Origin of the sequence: Dialister sp., assembly GCF_036343215.1 — a bacterium.
GTDB lineage: Bacteria > Bacillota > Negativicutes > Veillonellales > Dialisteraceae > Dialister.
In genome coordinates, this window is sequence record NZ_JAZASU010000185.1 from 1 (window position 1) to 1,745 (window position 1,745).

General features: G+C 48.6%; 1 protein-coding gene. It reads right to left on the reverse strand.

The features are described 5' to 3' along the window. Positions 1–878: 878 nt before the first annotated feature. Positions 879–1,091: a hypothetical protein gene (locus tag VZT47_RS10235; RefSeq protein ID WP_330224858.1), complete on the reverse strand. Its 213-nt coding sequence runs from the start codon at positions 1,089–1,091 to the stop codon at positions 879–881. Between the last annotated feature and the right edge of the window lie 654 nt (positions 1,092–1,745).

Genomic DNA, 1,745 nt, shown 5'->3' on the forward strand with positions numbered 1-1,745 from the left:
ATCAGAAATGGTTAAATTTTTATATAAAAAGGCCGCCTCTCCAATGTAAAGGCGGCCACCGCAACTGCGAACTGATAACTAATAACTGATAACTATTCCCCCTGAAGTTCTTAAAGTAATGATTTCTATTTTTGTACACCCTCGTCAGCGAAGCTGACGGATAGGATGATTAATGCTTCCCCCTGCACTATCCGTTCGAGCCCGGAATGAGGAAAATGGGAATCATGATACCGGGCCCCACCCTTTCAGGTGTTGAAAGGGTGGCTGCAGAGCAGCCGGGTAAGTTCATCTACCGTCACAAGGCACAAATGAGGCTGACTGCCAAACCAATCCCGGCCCAAATGACACAAAACTTTCGCGATAAGGCTTCCCCCCGGGGAAGCTGGCCGCGAAGCGGACTGAAAGGGCAAGGAATGGAATCCCGGCGGCCAAAAGCCTCCTTTTTCTTTACCTGCCCTCTCAGCGCTTTGCGCAGCTCTCCCGAGAGAGAGCCCGCGTTTTACCGATAGTGTCATCTGTCCCATGTACGTTTTGGCATTTCTTTTCCCTTCAGGCGATCCGATCATAGATCGAAAATATGCGATTTGCCAAGATGATCTTTTTATTTCCATGAATAATTCCCAGTTCCAGGCGTCCCTCCCGGCGGCATCTCCAGAGTGCAAATCAAAAGACTGCGCAATCCATGATTACGCAGCCTTTATCGATTTCGCGGTCTCAGCCGATATATAAAAATTTCCTATCATCACGCTCACTCTGGAGATTATAAGGGGCCTCCATTCTCTGAACGGGTCCCATACTACATACTCACGAAAAGGGCATGGATTTGACAGCCGGGACATCCATTCCCTTCTATCGCCCGCGGCGAACCAATTCCTTACCTATCTGATCCTCCCCTCAGCCAGGAGGCTCTCAAGCTCCTCCTTCGTCACTCCTACGTTCTTTTCAATCTTTCCGTCCCTTTCCACATCGACGAAATAAAGCACTGTTCCCACCGGGTAAATTTCCGGTTCCGGATCATTGGGCCCCTGGATCTCCTCCGGCATCAATCCGTCATAAGAGACCTCACTGCCCCCCCGCTTCAAGAAACTCATACTTCTCCTCTTCCGACATTTCTTCCCAGGTAATCCATCTTTTCATATCCCATTCTCCTTTGAAATAAAACAATGAGCCGGGCCCCGGTATCCCGCCCGGAAGGATTTCCGAAATGAACCCTTCTGCTATTAGTATCGTAAAGGGAAACAAAATATGGGGATACTTTGGAAATAAAACTCAATGCAGGTCCCATAAAAGTTCCGAGTTCCGAGTCTACCATCTCCCCCTCCGCGGTCAGGCAAAAGCACCCTCCTTTCGGAAGGTGCTTTTTTACTTTCTTATCTATTCTGAATTCTGTATTCTTTGAAACTTTGATGTTTCAGCTGTCTTCGAAACTGTAAATCGACCAAGGTTCGGGACATCGGGACTCGGGGCGATGACGGGCGAAAAATTGATGAAGCCCCCTTTTATATTTTCCCCCTTTTTCCAACGCAAAAAAGCCGCCTGCCACGAATTGTGACAGACGGCTTTTGAGCACGAAAACAAGTCCTCCTGTAAATGAAGGACTGGAATATAGAGCCGGGTTCCCAGAATTCCGGGACATACTGATCAATCGGCAGCAGAAATCGTAATGGGCGTATGCTTCTCGTGAGACATAGTAAGGTGCCGGGGTGGCTGATTGGTCGGATATTTCCATGACCTTTCGGTTGAGG

What these genes read in the sequence shown, in the direction of transcription:
- VZT47_RS10235 (WP_330224858.1), bottom strand. Translation starts at nt 1,091, where the DNA reads ATGAGTTTCTTGAAGCGGGGGGGCAGTGAGGTCTCTTATGACGGATTG.